Source organism: Streptomyces racemochromogenes (genome assembly GCF_044129415.1).
Lineage (GTDB): Bacteria > Actinomycetota > Actinomycetes > Streptomycetales > Streptomycetaceae > Streptomyces > Streptomyces racemochromogenes_A.
This window is the reverse complement of sequence record NZ_JBBDHD010000147.1, coordinates 1-15,108: the sequence shown is the minus strand read 5'-3', so window position 1 is coordinate 15,108 and position 15,108 is coordinate 1. Positions and strand designations below refer to the sequence as shown.

The following is a 15,108-nucleotide window of genomic DNA, read 5'->3' as shown; positions in this document are numbered from 1 at the left end:
CCCCCCCCCCCCCCCCCCCCCCCCCCCCCCCCCCCCCGCCCCCCCCCCCCCCCCGCCCCCCCCCCCCCCCCCCCCCCGCTCCGGTCAGAGGTCGGCTTCGAGCTCGTCGTCGGAGCGCCCGACCGCGTCCTGCCGGAACTGCTCCTCGTAGGCCCGCCGGATCCGCTCGACGCGGGCGCCGCGCTCCGCCGCCTCCTTCTCGGGGTAGAGCAGCACGACTTCGTACGAGGTCTCGCGGACGATCCCGCCGCCCCCGCCGCGCCTCTGGCCGTACGCGTCCCGGAAGGTGAGGCCCTCGGGGAAGTCCGGGGTGACCTCGCGGTCCAGGAAGGCCGTGAACTCCGCCTTCCCGACGGGCCGGCCGCCGTCGGGGCGCTGGGTGCCGAAGTACAGCCGCGTCTCCCGGTAGGGCTCTCCCGCGCGGCCGTGCAGCGCCGCCCCGACGAGGGCCGGGATCCCGGCGCCGAGGAGGGCCACCAGTACGCCGCCCGCGGCCTTCCCGCGTGTGTCCGAAGTCCATTTCACGCCCCGTGAACGACCGGCCGCCCGGTTCGGTGCGCGGCGGCGGCCGATAGGGTCACCCGGGATCCGGCCGCAGGGGGCGGCCGTACGGGGGACCGGGACACGGCATGGGCGACGGGAACTGGCGGGTCGGGGCGGCCGAGGGGGGCCGGCTCTCGGCCCGGTGGTGGAAGTGGGCGCTGTCCGCGCCGGCGGAGGAGAGCCCGGTGGCGGACGCGACCGGGGCGTACGCCGGGCGACGGCAGCCCGGGAACGTGTGGTTCCTGGCGGGGACCCACGGCGGCCGGGTGGTGCGCCGGTGCGGCGTCCCGACGGGGCGTCCGCTGTTCTTCCCGGTGCTGAACACCAGGCGCCCGGCGGTGCCGTTCCTGACGAGACCGCTGCGGCTGGAGACGACACGGGCGTCCGCGGCGCTGAACGGCTCGCCGCTGCCCCTGCGCGAGTTCACCTCGAAGCCCTTCCCCGTGAGGGGGATGCCGCAGGTGTCCTGGGGGCTGTGGTGCGCCCTCGACCCGCTTCCGCCGGGCCAGTTCGTCCTGGAGATCGACGCGGCCGCCGCGAACGGCTTCCGGGTCGACACGACCTATCACCTGACGGTCGCCGCCCCCTAGGCGCGGGCCTGCCGTGGCCATGCGAAGAAACCCCCGCCCACTGCGTTTCCGCAGATGAACGGGGGTTCCACTCGCGTGGCGGCGCCAGGATTCGAACCTGGGTAGGCTAAGCCGACGGATTTACAGTCCGCTCCCATTGGCCACTCGGGCACACCGCCATGGGATGTCGCCCGGGCTTCTCCGCCTTTCGGCGTCGTTCCCTGGCAACGACGTAAACGATACCCGATGCGCGGGGGTGCTTCGCCACCGGATTGATCAGCCCCTCACCCGGGTGCGGTGGCTAGGCTTTGCGGAGCGGGCCGGGGATGTCCGGCCGCGGCCCTCCGGGGCACACCACAGCCGACTTCAAGGAGCCACAGCACATGGCCGACTCCAGTTTCGACATCGTCTCGAAGGTCGAGCGGCAGGAGGTCGACAACGCCCTCAACCAGGCCGCCAAGGAGCTCTCTCAGCGCTACGACTTCAAGGGCACCGGCGCCTCGATCTCCTGGTCGGGCGACAAGATCCTCATGGAGGCGAACTCCGAGGACCGCGTCAAGGCCGTCCTCGACGTGTTCGAGACCAAGCTGGTCAAGCGCGGCATCTCGCTGAAGGCGCTGGACGCCGGCGAGCCGCAGCTGTCCGGCAAGGAGTACAAGATCTTCGCGTCGATCGAGGAAGGCATCTCCCAGGAGAACGCCAAGAAGGTCGCCAAGATGATCCGCGACGAGGGCCCCAAGGGCGTCAAGGCCCAGGTCCAGGGCGAGGAGCTGCGCGTCAGCTCCAAGAGCCGCGACGACCTCCAGGCCGTCCAGGCCCTCCTCAAGGGCAAGGACCTGGACTTCGCCATCCAGTTCGTGAACTACCGCTGACCTGCGCGTACTGCGCCGATCGGGACCCCGTGGGGCACAACGGGGGCGGATCGCCGGGGCCTTCCCGGCGGGCGCCCGCGTTGTGCCCTTCGCCGTTGCGGCGCCCGTGGTGTGTGCCCGGCGTGTGCGGCGCACGCCCCGGGCCGGCCCCCCGGTGGCCACTGGGCGGGGCCGGGCGCGCCCCACAGGCTGGGTGACATCCGTCACCGTGCTCACAAGGGGGTTCCCGCATGCCTGGGGCCGGCAGTTTCCGAGCGGACCTCGGGGCGTCCGTCGTCGTCGCGCTGGTGGCGCTCCCGCTGTGCGTGGGGGTCGCCGTCGCCTCCGGTGTGCCCGCCGAGCTGGGGATCGTCACCGGGGTGGTGGGCGGTCTGGTCACCGGCTGGTTCCGGGGCAGCGCGCTCCAGGTCAGCGGGCCCGCCGCCGGGCTGACCGTGCTCGTCTACGAGGCCGTGGGCGCCTACGGCCTGCCCGCGCTGGGGGTCCTGGTGCTGGCCGCGGGCCTGGTCCAGCTGGGGCTGGGCGCGCTGCGGCTCGGGCGGTGGTTCCGGGCGATCTCCCTGGCCGTGGTGCACGGGATGCTGGCGGGGATCGGCCTGGTGCTGATCGCCGGGCAGCTCTACGCCCTCGGCGGGGTACGGGCCCCCGCGGCGACCCTGGACAAACTGGTCGGGGTGCACGCGCTCGGGGCGCAGGCCGACTGGGCCGCCGTCGCACTGGGGGCGGGGACCATCGCCGTGCTGGTGCTGTGGCGGCGGGTGCCGGCGCGGCTGCGGGTGGTGCCGGGCGCGCTCGTCGCGGTCGCGGCCGCCACCGCCGTGGCGGTGCTGCTGCGGCTGCCGGTGGAGACCGTGCGGGTCACGGGGGTGCTGGAGGCCGTGTCGCCGCCGGGGTGGTCGGACTTCGGCGCGCTGGCCTCGGTGGGGGCCCTGGGGACCGTGGTGGCGCTCGCGCTGATCGCCTCCGCCGAGACCCTCTTCAGCGCGGCCGCCGTCGACCGGATGCATGACGGGCCGCGCACCGACTACGACCGCGAGCTGGTCGCCCAGGGCGTCGGCAACGCGGTGTGCGGGCTGCTGGGGTCCTTGCCGATGACCGCCGTCATCGTGCGCAGCTCCGCCAACGTGGAGGCGGGGGCCCGCACCAGGGCGTCGCGGATCCTGCACGGCGGCTGGCTGCTGCTGTTCGCCGCGGCGCTGCCGGGGGTGCTGGAGGTGGTGCCGCTCGCGGCGCTCGCCGGGGTGCTGCTGCACGCGGGCTGGAAGCTGCTGCCGGCGCGGGCGGTGGCCGCCCTGTGGCGGACGCACCGGGGCGAGGCGGTGGTGCTGGTGGCGACGGCCGTCGCGATCCTGGCCACCAGTCTCTTCGAGGGGGTCCTGGCCGGTCTGTGCCTCGCCGTGGCCAAGGCCGCCTGGGAGACGTCCCACGTGCACGTCGAGGAGGTCTGGGAGGACGGCGGGCTGTGCGTGCGGGTGATCGGCAACGCCAGCTTCCTGCGGCTGCCGAAGCTGCTGGACTCCTTGGAGGCCCTGCCGCACGGCCCGGCGGTGCGGCTCGACCTCAGCGGGCTGCGGCACATGGACCACGCCTGTCTGACGGCGCTGGAGGGCTGGGAGCGCAAGCGGACGCCGCTTCCCGGACGCGAGGGCGTCACCTGACGCGGTTACCCTCCGCCCGTGGACAACGAGCTGAAACGCACCCTCGGGGTGTTCGACGCCGTCGTGATCGGCCTCGGCGCGATGGTGGGCGCCGGGATCTTCGCCGCCCTGGCCCCGGCGGCCCGTGCGGCGGGCGGCGGGCTCCTGGTGGCGCTGGCGCTGGCGGCGGTCGTGGCCTACTGCAACGCGCACTCCTCGGCGCGGCTCGCCGTCCGCTATCCGTCCTCCGGCGGGACCTACGTGTACGGGCGCGAGCGGCTCGGCCCCTTCTGGGGCTATCTGGCGGGCTGGGGCTTCGTCGTCGGCAAGACGGCCTCCTGCGCGGCGATGGCGCTGACCGTGGGCGCGTACGTGTGGCCGGGGCGGGAGCACGAGGTGGCCGTGGCGGCGGTGGTGGCGCTGACCGCCGCGGGCTACGGCGGGGTGCAGAAGTCCGCCCGGATCGCGCGGCTGATCGTGGCGGTGGTGCTGGCGGTGCTGGCCGCGGTCGTCGTGGCGTGCCTGACCTCGGAAGCCGCCGGGGCGGGGCGGCTGGCCGACGGGGCGTGGGGCGGGCCCGCCGGGCTGTTGCAGGCGGCCGGCCTGCTGTTCTTCGCCTTCGCGGGCTACGCCCGGATCACCACCCTGGGCGAGGAGGTGCGCGATCCGCGGCGCACGATCCCGCGCGCGGTGCCGCTCGCGCTGGGGATCGCCCTGCTGGTGTACGCCGCCGTGGCGGTGGCGGCCCTGTCGGTGCTCGGCGCCGGCGCGCTGGGGGGGTCGTCGGCCCCGCTGGCCGACGCGGTGCGGGCCGCCGGCCGGCCCGGACTGGTCCCGGTGGTCCGGGTGGGCGCGGCGCTGGCCGCGCTGGGCTCTCTGCTGGCCCTCGTGCTCGGGGTGTCGCGGACCGCTCTGGCGATGGCCCGGGACGGCCATCTGCCGCGCACGCTGGCCGCCGTGCATCCCCGGCATCAGGTGCCGCACCACGCGGAGCCGGCCGTGGGTGCGGTGGTGGCGGTGCTCGCCGCCACCGTCGATCTGCGGGGTGCGATCGGGTTCTCCTCTTTCGGAGTGCTGGCCTACTACGCGATCGCGAACGCCTCCGCATGGACTCTCGGTTCAGATGTCAAGGGTCGTGCCGTGGCAGCGGCGGGGCTGTCCGGCTGCGTGCTGCTGGCCTGCGCCCTGCCCGCCGCCTCGGTGGCCACGGGCGCGGCGGTACTGGCGCTGGGGGCGCTGACCTACGGGATGCGGGCCGGTCTCAGACCCGCGAGCTGAACTCGGCCCAGAGGCCCTGCTCGCTCTCGCCCTCGCCCCACTCCTCCTCCTCGCGGAACCAGCCGGTGCCGTCGAGCCAGTCGCGCAGCCAGTGCGCCAGGCTCGGGGAGAGGTGGTACCAGGCGAGGTCGGGATCCCCGGGGTTGGGCTCGAAGAGCAGGAGGCGGGCGCTCTCGGAGCGGCAGTCCACGCAGGCGTACATGGCGCAGCCGAGGTCGGCTATGGGCAGTACGCCCTCGGGCCAGCCCCATTCGGACGCGCGGCCCGCCTCGTACTCCGCCGTGGCCTGACGCAGCGGCAGCAGTCCGTACTCGGGCCCGAATCCGCCGTCGCCGACACGCCCGTAGAGCGCGGTGAGGAGGGTCGGCAGGGGGAAGCCCAGCCGGTCTGCGGCCCGGTCGGCCTCCGCCTGCGCCAGGGGCACGGGGAGGGGGCTTCCGTGCTCGCGCACGGAGTCCCGTACGCGGTCGGCTACTTGCTCCAGCAACTGCTCGGTCTCGTTCATGTGTTCATGGTGACGCAGACCTCTGACAGCCGTCCCGGCCTGTGGACAACTCCGGCCGGGGGCCGTCACCGGGAGGCGAAGGGGGCGTCCGTGGGGACGATTTCACGGCCGAGGGGGAACAGGGAGAGGGGGACCATCTTGAAGTTGGCGATGCCGAAGGGGATGCCGATGATCGTGAGGCAGAGGGCGATGCCGGTGGCGATGTGGCCGAGGGCCAGCCACCAGCCGGCCAGGAGCAGCCACAGGACGTTGCCGATGCAGGACGGCGCGCCCGCGTCCCGGCGCTCGACGGTGGTGTAGCCGAAGGGCCAGAGGGCGTAGACGGCGATGCGGAAGGCCGCGATGCCGAAGGGGATGCCGATGATGGTGATGCAGAGGATCAGGCCGGCCACGCAGTAGCCGAGGAACAGCCAGATCCCGCTGAGTACGAGCCAAATGACGTTCAGGATGGTTTTCACTGGCTGCGGCCTGCCATCTGTTCGAGCCGGGCGATGCGCTCGGCCATCGGGGGGTGGGTCGAGAACAGCTTGGAGAGGCCCTGGCCCGGGCGGAAGGGGTTGGCGATCATCATGTGGCTCGCCGTCTCCAGACGGGGCTCAGGGGGCAGCGGAAGCTGTCGGGTGCCGGCGTCGAGCTTGCGCAGGGCTCCGGCCAGGGCGAGGGGGTCGCCGGTGAGCTGGGCTCCGGAGGCGTCCGCCTCGTACTCGCGCGAGCGGCTGATGGCGAGCTGGATCACGGAGGCGGCCAGCGGGCCGAGGATCATGATCAGCAGCATGCCGATGAGTCCGGGGCCCTCGTCGTCGTCGGAGCGGCCGACCGGGATCAGCCAGGCGAAGTTCACCAGGAACATGATCACGGAGGCCAGGGCTCCCGCGACCGACGAGATGAGGATGTCGCGGTTGTAGACGTGGCTCAGCTCGTGCCCGATGACCCCGCGCAGCTCGCGCTCGTCGAGGATGCGCAGGATGCCTTCGGTGCAGCAGACCGCGGCGTTGCGCGGGTTGCGGCCGGTGGCGAAGGCGTTGGGGGCCTCGGTCGGCGAGATGTAGAGGCGGGGCATGGGCTGGCGCGCGGAGGTGGAGAGCTCGCGCACCATGCGGTAGAGCCCGGGGGCCTCGAACTCGCTGACGGGCCGGGCGCGCATCGCGCGTAGAGCCAGCTTGTCGCTGTTCCAGTACGCGTACGCGTTCGTCCCGAGGGCCACCAGGACGGCGACGATCAGGCCGCCCCGGCCGAAGAAGCTGCCGATGACGATGATGAGTGCGGACATCCCGCCGAGGAGTACGGCGGTCTTCAGCCCGTTGTGCCGGCGGTGCACGGTACGCCCTCCAAGTGGTGCGTCAGGGGAGCCCCGTCCTGGTTCTGAGGGTCTTCGGTCCAGTGGACCCTCCCGCTGTGGTCAACGCGAGGTGGCGGCGTCTGGTTCCCGCGGCACGGCGGGGCGCCGCCGCCCCGGTGGCACGGGCCGGGGGCGGCGGGGGGCGTTGCTCCGTACGGGTGAGGGCCCACGGCGCGGGCGGGCTACAGCGGGAAGAGGGTGGCCGAGGCGAAGCGCAGGACCAGCTGGGGGGCACCCGACAGGACCAGGGCGGTCACGGCGGTGAGGGCGATGGCCGCCGTGAGGGGCCAGGGGGCCTTCGTACGGGTTGCCGGGCCCTCGGCGCCGGCCTCGGTTTCCGGGCTGCGGAAGAGGAGGGCCGTCCAGCGCAGGTAGTAGTACAGGGCGATGACGACGTTGACGGCCATGATCACGGCGAGCCAGCCCAGGCCGGCGTCGACGGCGGACCGGAAGACGGTGACCTTGGCGAAGAGGCCGATGACGCCCGGCGGCAGGCCGGCCAGGCAGAGCAGGAAGAAGGCCAGCGACAGGGCGGCGGCGGGGCGCTCGGCGTACAGGCCGCGGTAGTCGGCGATCCGGTGCAGCGGCCTGGTGCGGGCGACCAGCGCGGCGACGGCGAAGGCGCCGAGGTTCACGGCGGCGTACATGAGCGCGTAGGCGACGGTGGAGCCGATCTGGTCGCGGTCGGAGTACGCGGCCGCGGCGATCGGGACCAGGAGGTAGCCGGCCTGGCCGACGGAGGACCAGGCGAGCAGCCGGACGGCGCTCTGCGGGCGGTCCGCGGACTGGCGCAGGGCGGCGGCGTTGCCGAGCGTCATGGTGAGCGCGGCGAGCACGGCGAGGGCGGGGCCCCAGACGTCGGAGTACGCGGGGAAGGCGATCACCGTGACGAGGATCAGGCCGGTGAAGCCGACGGCCTTGCCGATCACCGAAAGGTAGCCGGCGACGGGCAGCGGGGCGCCGACGTAGGTGTCGGGCACCCAGAAGTGGAAGGGGACGGCGGCGGTCTTGAAGGCGAAGCCGACGAGGGTGAGGGCGACGCCGGCCATGGCCAGGACGTCGAGCTGCCCGGGGACGTCCTCCAGCCGGTCGGCGACCCGCGTCAGGTGCAGGCTGCCGGTGGCGGCGTAGACGAGGCTGACGCCCATCAGGGAGACGGCGGTGGCGGTGACGGAGGACAGGAAGAACTTGAGGGCGGCCTCGGAGGACATCCGGTCGCCGCGGCGCATGCCGACGAGGGCGAAGGCGGGCAGCGAGGCGACTTCGAGGGCGACGATCAGGGTGGCCAGGTCGCGGGAGGCGGGCAGGAGGGCCGCGCCGGCGGCGGAGGAGAGCAGCAGGAACCAGTACTCGCCGGCCGGGATGCGGCTCTCGCGGACGACGGTGACCGACAGCAGGGCGGTGACCAGGGCTCCGGCGAGGACCAGGAACTGGATGACGAGCGCGAAGTGGTCGGCGGTGTAGCTGCACGCGCCGGGGTCGGCGGTGAGGCAGAAGGTGGTGCGGTCGCCGGCGCGCAGCGGCAGCAGGGCGGCGGTGGCGGCGGCCAGGCCGGCGACGGAGATCCAGCCCAGGACGGGCTTGCGGGCCTCGGGCAGGAAGAGGTCGGCGACCAGGACCAGCAGGGCGACGGCGGCGGGGACGACCACGGGCGTGATCGCGAGCCAGTCGACGGACTGGACCAGGCTGGGGGTGTCGGCGGCCAGGGCCGTCAGGGCCGTCATGCGTTGCCTCCTGCGAGGAGCTTCTGGACGGCCGGGTCGGTCAGGCCGAGGAGGGTGGCGGGCCACAGGCCGGCGAGGACGGTGAGGGCGACGAGCGGGGTCCAGGCGGCGAACTCGTAGCGCTGGACGTCGGCGAGGGTGAGCTCCGGGCCGGCCTTCGGGTCGCCCATGCAGACGCGCCGGACGACGATCAGCAGGTAGGCGGCGGTGAGCAGGGTGCCGAACGCGCCGACGGCCATGTAGGTGAGGAAGGCCGGGCGGGACAGGCCCTCGGCCGGGTCGAAGGCGCCGAACAGGGCCAGCATCTCGCCCCAGAACCCGGCGAGGCCGGGCAGGCCGAGGGAGGCGACGGCGGCGAAGGCCAGGAGCGCGCCGAGGCGGGGGGCGCGGCCGTAGAGGGCGGCGCCGGTGGCTCCGGCGAGGGTGTCGAGGTCGCTGCTGCCGTAGCGGTCCTTGAGGGCGCCGACCAGGAAGAAGAGGAGGCCGGTGATCAGGCCGTGGGCGATGTTCGCGAAGAGCGCGCCGTTGACGCCGGTGGGGGTCATGGTCGCGATGCCGAGCAGGACGAAGCCCATGTGGCCGACGGAGGAGTACGCGATGAGGCGTTTGAGGTCGCCCTTGGCGCCCTTGCGGGTCAGCGCGAGGCAGGCGAGGGACCCGTAGACGATGCCGACGGCGGCGAAGGCGCCGAGGTAGGGGGCGACGGTGAGCATGCCGTCGGGGGTGACGGGGAGCAGGATGCGGACGAACCCGTACGTGCCCATCTTCAGCAGCACGCCCGCGAGGAGCACGGAGCCGACGGTGGGGGCGGCGGTGTGGGCGTCGGGCAGCCAGCTGTGCAGGGGCCACATGGGGGTCTTGACGGCGAGGCCGGTGCCGATGGCCAGGACGGCCAGGATCTGGGTGGTGTGCGTCAGTCCGCGGCCGTTGTCAGAGGCGAGTGCCACCATGTCGAAAGTGCCGCTGTTCAGTCCGATCAGCAGCAGCCCGAGGAGCATGACCACGGATCCGAGGAGGGTGTACAGGATGAACTTCCAGGCGGCGGCCTGCCGCTGAGCACCGCCCCAGCGGGCGATGAGGAAGTACATCGGGATGAGGACCGTCTCGAAGGCGAGGAAGAACAGCATCAGGTCGAGGACGGCGAAGGTCGCGAGGGTGCCGGACTCCAGGACGAGCAGCAGTGCCACGAAGGCCCTCGGGGAGGGGCCCGCGGGGAGCTTGAAGTAGCTGTACACCGCGCAGAGGAAGAACAGCAGCGCGGTCATCAGGAGGAGGGGGAGCGAGATGCCGTCGACGCCGAGGTGGATCCGGATGTTCAGCGCCTGGATCCAGCTGATGTCCGTCGTCGCCTGGAAGCGGGACGGAGCGTCGTGGTCGAAGCCCAGGGCGAGGGCGACGGCCGCGGCGAGGATGACACCGGTGACGGTGACGCCGTGGCGGAGCACGGCCTGTTCGGGGCTCCGGCCCTTGAGCCCGGGCGGGGCGGGCAGGAGGGCCGCGACGGCTCCGAGGAGCGGTGCGGCCACGGTGAACGCCAGAAGGAACTGCATCACGGACGGGCTGATATCGATCACGGCTGACTCTCGGCTCACGATCCGGCGTTGACGTTGGCGAGGACGGCGGTGGCGATCGCCAGGACCACGGCGCCGGCGAGCAGGGCGCTCAGGTAGCTCTGCACGTTGCCGGTCTGGGCCCGGCGCACCAGTCCGCCGAGCAGCCGGGGTGCGGTGCCCGCGCCGCGGACGTAGGTGTCGACGACCTCGCGGTCGAGGAAGCGCACCAGGCTCGCGCCCGCGCGGACGGGGCGGACGAACAGCCGGTCGTAGACGGCGTCGAGGTGGAAGCCGTCGGCGGCGTGGCGGTGCAGGGGGCCGAGGAGGGCCCGGCCGGGGTCGGGCGCGGGGGCGGCGGGCACCGCGGGGTGCTCGTGGGTCACCTCGGCGACCTCGGGGGTCTCGGCGGCGGATTCGGCGGCGGCGACGGAGGCGGGGACCGCGGCTCCGTTGCGGATGCCCGCCGCGGCCCGGGCCGTGGCGCGCTGCCACAGGGCCCAGGTCAGCATCACGCCGACGAGCGCGGTGCCGGTGCCGAGGACCGAGGTGGTCACGGTCGGGGTGAGTTCCTTGCCGTCGAACCAGTCGGCGAGGGGGCGGGCGGCGAGGCCGAAGGCGATCGAGGGCACGGCCAGCAGCCACAGCACGCCGGTCATGGCGAGGGGTTCCCTGCCGTGGTCGGGGGCGGCCGCGCCCCTGCCGCGGAAGGTCATCAGCCACAGCCGGGTGGCGTAGGCGGCGGTGAGCAGGGCGGTCAGGAGGCCGGAGACGAGCACCGTCCAGCCGGCCGCGCTCGGGGCGACGTCGGAGTGTCCGCCGGCGGCCTGCTCGGCGGCGACGAGGACGGCTTCCTTGGAGAAGAAGCCGGCGAAGGGCGGGATGGCGGCGAGCGCGAGGAGCGCGATCGTCATCGTCCAGAAGGCGTCGGGGACGCGCCGGGCGAGGCCGTCCATGCGGGACATGGCGGCGAGGGAGTTCGTGCCGGCGGCGTGGATGATCACGCCGGCGCCGAGGAAGAGGAGCGCCTTGAAGGCGCCGTGGGACAGGAGGTGGAAGACGGCGGCGCCGCGGTCGCCGACGGCCAGCGCGCCGATCATGTAGCCGAGCTGGCCGACGGTGGAGTAGGCGAGGACGCGCTTGATGTCGTCCTGGGCCAGGGCGGCGAGCCCCGAGCCGACCATCGTGATCGCGGCCATGACGGCCATGACCACCAGGGCGGCGCTGGAGGCCGTGAAGACGGGGAGCAGGCGGGCGATGAAGTAGACGCCGGCGGCGACCATGGTCGCCGCGTGGATCAGCGCGGAGACCGGGGTGGGACCCGCCATGGCATCGGGGAGCCAGGTGTGCAGCGGGAACTGCGCGGACTTGCCCGCGACGCCGGCGAGCAGGAGCAGCGCGATCAGCGTGGGGTGGTGGAGCCCGCCCGCGGCGACGGTGCCGAGGATCTTGGTGATCTCGAAGGAGCCGGCGTCGGTGGCCAGCGCGAACAGTCCGATGAGGAAGGGGACGTCGCCGAGCTTGGTGACGAGGAAGGCCTTGAGGGAGGCGGAGCGGGCCGCTTCGGTCTCCCAGTAGTGGCCGACGAGGAAGTACGAGCAGATGCCCATGATCTCCCAGCCGACCAGCAGCACCATCAGGTCGCCGGAGTAGACGACGAGCAGCATGGCGGAGGTGAACAGGGAGACCAGAGCGGCGTACGACGGGTAGCGCGGGTCCTCGCGGAGGTACGCGGTGGAGTAGAGCTGTACGCAGGTGGCGACCAGTCCGACCAGGGCCGCGACGAGGACGGCGAAGCCGTCGAGGTGGAGTGACAGCTCGATCGGCACCGAGCCGGTCGGGGTCAGCTCCGTCGAGGCGTCGATCGCCCTGCCGCCTCCCTGGCGGACGGCGACGAGGACGGCCAGGACTGCGGCGGCCAGCGTCGGCAGGACGGCGAGCGGCTTGACGAAGCCGGGGGCGGTCCGGCCGAGGAGGAGTCCTGCCACCGCGCCCAGGAACGGGAGGAGGGGGACGAGGACCGCGAGGGTCGTGGTGCTCACGCGGCGACCTCCGGCCGGGCAGCGGTGTCATGGGGTCGGCCGGGCTCGTGGCCCTCGGCGGTGTCGCGCAGCCTGTCGATGTCCGAGGTGCCCCGGTTGCGGTACACCATCAGCACGATCGCGAGGCCGATGCCGATCTCGGCGGCGGCAATGGCGATGGTGAAGAGGGTGAGGGCCTGGCCGGCGTGCAGGGTGTCGCGCAGCCAGACGTCGAAGGCCACCAGGTTGAGGTTGACGGCGTTGAGCATCAGCTCGACGGACATCAGGACCAGGATGGCGTTGCGGCGGGCGAGCACGCCGTAGAGGCCGGTGGCGAAGAGGAGGGCGGCGAGGACCGCGGGGTAGGCGAGGTGCATCAGCTCTGCCCCTCCGCGGTGTCCGGGCGGGTGGGGGCGCCGGTGCGGGCGGCGGCGTCGGCCGCGTCGGCGGCGGCTTCGTCCGGGGTGGCGCGGCGGGAGAGCACGATGGCACCGATCAGGGCGGCGAGGAGCAGGACGGAGAGGGCCTCGAAGGGCAGCACCCAGTGCTGGAAGAGGATCTCGCCGGAGACCTTGGTGGAGCCCTGGGCGGGGCCGTCGAGGTCGATCCAGGTGGTGCGGAAGGCGTCGGCGACCACCCAGACGAGTGCGGCGCCGGCGGATCCGGCGACGCCGAGGGCGACCCAGCGGTTGCCGGAGTCGGCGTCCGGTGAGCGGCCGATGGGGGCCTTGGTGAGCATCAGTCCGAAGAGGAGGAGGACGACGACGGAGCCGAGGTAGATCAGGACCTGGACCCAGGCGATGAACTCGGCGGTCAGCAGGAGGTACTCGACGGCGATCCCGCCGAGCGCGACGACCAGCCAGAGGGCTGCGTGCACGAGCTGCCTGGTGGTGACCGTGACGAGGGCCGCGCCGAGGGTGGCGAGGCCGACGAGGACGAAGGCGATCTCGACACCGGTCGGCGAGAGGAAGCCGGGACCGGGCGTCGGGGCCGGGCCGGCGGGAGCGGCGGCCACGGCCGCTGCGAGGTGGGCGGCGTACATCAGGCGGTGCCTCCCGCCGGGGTGTCGGGGGTGCCGTCGGCGGGCGGGGCCGCCGCGGCTTCGGCGGCGGCCGCGGCTGCCGCCTCGGCCTTCTCGGCGGCCTTGCGGGCGGCGGCGATCTCCTTCGGCTCCTCGGCGCCGGGGTCCAGCGCGGGCGGGGCCGGGACCGTCCACATCCATTCGCGCAGCTTGTCGCGCTCGTGGGTGAGGTCGTGGATGTCGGTCTCCGCGTACTCGAACTCCGGCGACCAGAAGAGGGCGTCGAAGGGGCACACCTCGATGCAGATGCCGCAGTACATGCAGAGGGAGAAGTCGATGGCGAAGCGGTCGAGGACGTTGCGGCTGCGCTCGCGGCCGCCGGGGGTGGCGGCGGGCACCGTCTCCTTGTGGGAGTCGATGTAGATGCACCAGTCGGGGCACTCGCGGGCGCACAGCATGCAGACCGTGCAGTTCTCCTCGAACAGGCCGATGACCCCGCGGCTGCGGGGCGGGAGCTCGGGCTGTACCTCGGGGTACTGGGCGGTGTGCGCGCGCTTGGTCATCGTGCGCAGGGTGACGGCCAGGCCCTTGGCGAGGCCGGATCCGGGGATCGGGGGCATTACTGGATCGCCACCTTCACGATGCCGGTGAGCGCGATCTGGGCGAGCGCGAGGGGGATGAGTACGGTCCAGGCGAGCTTCTGGAGCTGGTCCTCGCGCAGGCGCGGGTAGCTCACGCGGAGCCAGATCACGACGAAGGCGAGGACGGCGGTCTTCAGGAGGGTCCAGACCCAGCCGAGGCCGTCACCGCCGAGGGGGCCGTGCCAGCCGCCGAGGAAGAGGACGGTGGTCAGGGCGCACAGGACGACGATGCCGGCGTACTCGGCGAGCAGGAACAGCGCGAAGCGCAGGCCGGTGTACTCGGTGTAGGCGCCGAAGATGATCTCGGAGTCGGCGACGGGCATGTCGAACGGGGGCCGCTGGAGCTCGGCGAGGCCGGCGGTGAAGAAGACGAGCGCGCCGATGATCTGCCAGGGCAGCCACCACCACTCGAAGGCGTTCACGATGCCGGGCAGCGAGACCGTCCCGGCGGCCATCGCCACGGAGGCGGCGGCGAGCAGCATCGGCAGCTCGTACGCGAGGAGCTGGGCGGCGGTGCGGAGGCCTCCGAGGAGGGAGAACTTGTTGGCGGAGGCCCAGCCGCCCATCAGGCTGCCGAGGACGCCGACGCCCATGACGGCGAGGGCGTAGAAGAGGCCGGCGTCGATGATCTGGGCGACGGCGGACTCGCTGGGGCCGATGGGGATGGCGATGAGGACGAGGAGGTAGGGCAGCAGCGCGACGGCGGGGGCGAGCTGGAAGATCCGCCGGTCGGCGTTGGCCGGGACGATGTCCTCCTTCTGCGCGAACTTCACGCCGTCGGCGACGAGCTGGGCCCAGCCGTGGAAGCCGCCGGCGTACATGGGGCCGAGGCGGCCCTGCATGTGCGCCATCACCTTGTGCTCGGTCTGCCCGATGACGAGCGGGAGCACGAGGAAGACGGCGAAGACGACGATCAGTCGCAGGGCGACGTCGAGGACGTCGTTCACGCGTCGCCTCCGGTGGTGTCGTGGTCGGGATCGGGGTCGGGCTCTGCTTCGGGGGCTTGGGGCTCCGGGCGGGGCGCGGGGGCCGGCTCGTCGAAGGCGGGCTTCGGGTTGTGCCAGGGCGCGTCCGCGCTGCGCGGGGCCGGGCGCCTGGGAGCCTCCGGCTCCGGCGCGGGGGTCTGGCCGGCGGAACCGTCCGAGGCGGACCGGGTCCGCCGCGCGGGACGCGGGGCGTCGGGCGCGGCCGCCGGGGCGCCCGTCTCCCCTGCCGGGTCGGCGGCGTCGGGCGCCGAGGCCGTCTGGCTCGCGGAGCCGTCGGCCGCCGAGCGGGTGCGGCGGGCCGGACTCGGAACTTCCGTGTCCGGTGCCGGGGTGTCCGCCGACGGCGTGGTCTGGCTGGCCGAGCCGTCGGCTACCGAGCGGGTGCGGCGGGGTGGGCGGGCGGCGCCGGGCTCGCCCGGTGC

The 15,108-nt window shown here is 73.5% G+C and carries 15 protein-coding genes, 1 tRNA gene and 1 pseudogene; 4 read left to right on the top strand and 13 right to left on the bottom strand.

What is annotated here, in order from left to right:
• Nucleotides 1-84 precede the first annotated feature (84 nt).
• Complete coding sequence (locus WDV06_RS32390; protein ID WP_395513387.1) at nucleotides 85-525, bottom strand: DUF3574 domain-containing protein; 441 nt, start codon at nucleotides 523-525, stop codon at nucleotides 85-87.
• A 104-nt stretch (nucleotides 526-629) separates the two neighbouring features.
• On the opposite strand from WDV06_RS32390, the gene WDV06_RS32385 reads away from it, so the two are divergent.
• Nucleotides 630-1,133 carry a hypothetical protein gene (locus WDV06_RS32385; RefSeq protein WP_395513386.1) on the top strand — a complete coding sequence of 168 codons (504 nt, stop codon included), beginning with the start codon at nucleotides 630-632 and terminating at the stop codon, nucleotides 1,131-1,133.
• Nucleotides 1,134-1,209: 76 nt separating this feature from the next.
• Here WDV06_RS32385 and WDV06_RS32380 read toward each other — a convergent pair.
• A tRNA-Tyr gene (locus tag WDV06_RS32380) sits at nucleotides 1,210-1,291 on the bottom strand.
• Nucleotides 1,292-1,495: 204 nt separating this feature from the next.
• Here WDV06_RS32380 and WDV06_RS32375 point away from each other — a divergent pair.
• The 3 genes from WDV06_RS32375 (at nucleotide 1,496) to WDV06_RS32365 (ending at nucleotide 4,899) form a co-directional block, all read left to right on the top strand.
• The gene (locus tag WDV06_RS32375) at nucleotides 1,496-1,984 is read left to right on the top strand and encodes a YajQ family cyclic di-GMP-binding protein (protein WP_042817112.1); all 489 of its coding nucleotides are present in this window, start codon (nucleotides 1,496-1,498) and stop codon (nucleotides 1,982-1,984) included.
• A gap of 230 nt (nucleotides 1,985-2,214) precedes the next feature.
• Nucleotides 2,215-3,642, top strand: a complete 1,428-nt coding sequence (locus WDV06_RS32370) for a SulP family inorganic anion transporter (protein ID WP_395513385.1) — start codon at nucleotides 2,215-2,217, stop codon at nucleotides 3,640-3,642.
• A gap of 18 nt (nucleotides 3,643-3,660) precedes the next feature.
• The gene (locus tag WDV06_RS32365; RefSeq protein WP_395513384.1) at nucleotides 3,661-4,899 is read left to right on the top strand and encodes an APC family permease; all 1,239 of its coding nucleotides are present in this window, start codon (nucleotides 3,661-3,663) and stop codon (nucleotides 4,897-4,899) included.
• On the opposite strand, the gene WDV06_RS32360 is transcribed toward WDV06_RS32365, so the two are convergent.
• The 11 genes and pseudogenes from WDV06_RS32360 to WDV06_RS32310 all read right to left on the bottom strand — a co-directional run.
• Complete coding sequence (locus tag WDV06_RS32360; protein WP_395513383.1) at nucleotides 4,883-5,404, bottom strand: SMI1/KNR4 family protein; 522 nt, start codon at nucleotides 5,402-5,404, stop codon at nucleotides 4,883-4,885. The genes WDV06_RS32365 and WDV06_RS32360 overlap by 17 nt on opposite strands.
• 65 nt (nucleotides 5,405-5,469) lie before the next feature.
• The gene (locus WDV06_RS32355) at nucleotides 5,470-5,862 is read right to left on the bottom strand and encodes a YccF domain-containing protein (RefSeq protein ID WP_395513382.1); all 393 of its coding nucleotides are present in this window, start codon (nucleotides 5,860-5,862) and stop codon (nucleotides 5,470-5,472) included.
• A complete protein-coding gene (gene htpX / locus WDV06_RS32350; protein WP_395513381.1) occupies nucleotides 5,859-6,722 on the bottom strand; it encodes a zinc metalloprotease HtpX in 864 nt (287 codons plus the stop codon). Before htpX ends, WDV06_RS32355 begins: the two co-directional genes overlap by 4 nt.
• A 203-nt stretch (nucleotides 6,723-6,925) precedes the next feature.
• Nucleotides 6,926-8,467, bottom strand: coding sequence for an NADH-quinone oxidoreductase subunit N (locus WDV06_RS32345; protein ID WP_395513380.1), 1,542 nt, complete (start codon nucleotides 8,465-8,467; stop codon nucleotides 6,926-6,928).
• Entirely contained in the window at nucleotides 8,464-10,041 is a 1,578-nt protein-coding gene (locus WDV06_RS32340; RefSeq protein WP_395513379.1) for a complex I subunit 4 family protein, read from the bottom strand. The genes WDV06_RS32345 and WDV06_RS32340 overlap by 4 nt, the downstream gene beginning before the upstream one ends.
• A gap of 14 nt (nucleotides 10,042-10,055) precedes the next feature.
• Nucleotides 10,056-12,059, bottom strand: a complete 2,004-nt coding sequence (locus WDV06_RS32335; protein WP_395513378.1) for an NADH-quinone oxidoreductase subunit 5 family protein — start codon at nucleotides 12,057-12,059, stop codon at nucleotides 10,056-10,058.
• A complete protein-coding gene (gene nuoK, locus WDV06_RS32330) occupies nucleotides 12,056-12,415 on the bottom strand; it encodes an NADH-quinone oxidoreductase subunit NuoK (protein ID WP_395513377.1) in 360 nt (119 codons plus the stop codon). The genes WDV06_RS32335 and nuoK overlap by 4 nt, the downstream gene beginning before the upstream one ends.
• A complete protein-coding gene (locus WDV06_RS32325; protein ID WP_395513376.1) occupies nucleotides 12,415-13,080 on the bottom strand; it encodes an NADH-quinone oxidoreductase subunit J family protein in 666 nt (221 codons plus the stop codon). Before WDV06_RS32325 ends, nuoK begins: the two co-directional genes overlap by 1 nt.
• A complete protein-coding gene (locus WDV06_RS32320) occupies nucleotides 13,080-13,679 on the bottom strand; it encodes a NuoI/complex I 23 kDa subunit family protein (protein ID WP_395513375.1) in 600 nt (199 codons plus the stop codon). Before WDV06_RS32320 ends, WDV06_RS32325 begins: the two co-directional genes overlap by 1 nt.
• Entirely contained in the window at nucleotides 13,679-14,647 is a 969-nt protein-coding gene (gene nuoH, locus WDV06_RS32315; protein ID WP_395513374.1) for an NADH-quinone oxidoreductase subunit NuoH, read from the bottom strand. Before nuoH ends, WDV06_RS32320 begins: the two co-directional genes overlap by 1 nt.
• Nucleotides 14,644-15,108: pseudogene (locus tag WDV06_RS32310) on the bottom strand (NADH-quinone oxidoreductase subunit C); the annotation flags it as partial. The gene nuoH and the pseudogene WDV06_RS32310, both read right to left, overlap by 4 nt.

Coding starts and splice junctions, on each gene's coding strand:
- WDV06_RS32385 (WP_395513386.1), top strand. CDS start 630: ATGGGCGACGGGAACTGGCGGGTCGGGGCGGCCGAGGGGGGCCGGCTC.
- WDV06_RS32375 (WP_042817112.1), top strand. CDS start 1,496: ATGGCCGACTCCAGTTTCGACATCGTCTCGAAGGTCGAGCGGCAGGAG.
- WDV06_RS32370 (WP_395513385.1), top strand. CDS start 2,215: ATGCCTGGGGCCGGCAGTTTCCGAGCGGACCTCGGGGCGTCCGTCGTC.
- WDV06_RS32360 (WP_395513383.1), bottom strand. CDS start 5,404: ATGAACGAGACCGAGCAGTTGCTGGAGCAAGTAGCCGACCGCGTACGG.
- WDV06_RS32345 (WP_395513380.1), bottom strand. CDS start 8,467: ATGACGGCCCTGACGGCCCTGGCCGCCGACACCCCCAGCCTGGTCCAG.
- nuoK (WP_395513377.1), bottom strand. CDS start 12,415: ATGCACCTCGCCTACCCCGCGGTCCTCGCCGCCCTCCTCTTCGCCACC.
- WDV06_RS32325 (WP_395513376.1), bottom strand. CDS start 13,080: ATGTACGCCGCCCACCTCGCAGCGGCCGTGGCCGCCGCTCCCGCCGGC.
- WDV06_RS32320 (WP_395513375.1), bottom strand. CDS start 13,679: ATGCCCCCGATCCCCGGATCCGGCCTCGCCAAGGGCCTGGCCGTCACC.